Origin of the sequence: Chlorobium phaeovibrioides, from assembly GCF_003968655.1 — a bacterium.
GTDB classification, from domain to species: domain Bacteria; phylum Bacteroidota; class Chlorobiia; order Chlorobiales; family Chlorobiaceae; genus Chlorobium; species Chlorobium phaeovibrioides.
In genome coordinates, this window is sequence record NZ_RXYK01000053.1 from 1 (window position 1) to 788 (window position 788).

Here is a 788-nt window from a genome sequence, read left to right on the forward strand (position 1 = left end):
GCAGGCCTTGCTCCCCAGCGTTCCGGATTGAGCTCCCTGGCTCGCTGTAAGGTTGCATTCCGCTGCTCAAAGATCGCACTTGCATGACCGTATCGCATCTGGTGCGGTGTCACATAACCGATCGATGAGTGCATGTGCTTGGTGTTGTACCAGTGCACAAAGTCGCCCATCCAGCGGCGGGCATCTTCAAGCGTATCGAAGGCATTCGGATAGGTGACATGGTACTTCATCGTCTTGAACAGCGACTCGATGTAGGGGTTGTCATTGCTGGTTCGAGGCCTGCTGTGCGAGACTGCAACATTGAGCTTTTGCAGAAGGGCCATCAGCGTAACACCTTTCATCGGGTGACCGTTATCAGCATGGAGCGCCTTGAGTTTTACCTTGCCTCCGTTCAGTATCCGGGCGAAGAGAGCACGGCTGTGCTTTTCGCTTTCTTCTTCGTGAACCGCCCAGCCGACGATGGATCTGTCAAAGAGATCCTTGACAACATATGCGTAATAGAATAGGCCTCTTACCGTACGCCCCATATAGGTGATGTCCCATGTGTATACCTGATTCGGGCCTGTAGCCTTGCGTTCCGGCGGCTTGGCGTGTCGGTGACCGACGCGCAGTTCACTCCGATGGTGGACTTGATCAGCTTCTCTCAGGATACGGTAGACCGTGCTTTCAGAAGCAAGATAGCAGCCTTCTGTCAAAAGCTGGGGAACGATCTCATACGGCGTCAGGTCACGGAACCTCGGCTCATTGCAGACGCTGATGATCTCTTCTCTTGTTTCCTGTGGCACTTT

Annotated in this window: 1 protein-coding gene; it reads right to left on the reverse strand. The window is 53.8% G+C overall.

Annotated elements, in window-relative coordinates:
- The coding region (locus EKD02_RS09905) for an IS3 family transposase (RefSeq protein WP_185805752.1) at positions 1 to 788 on the reverse strand (788 nt) is incomplete at both ends.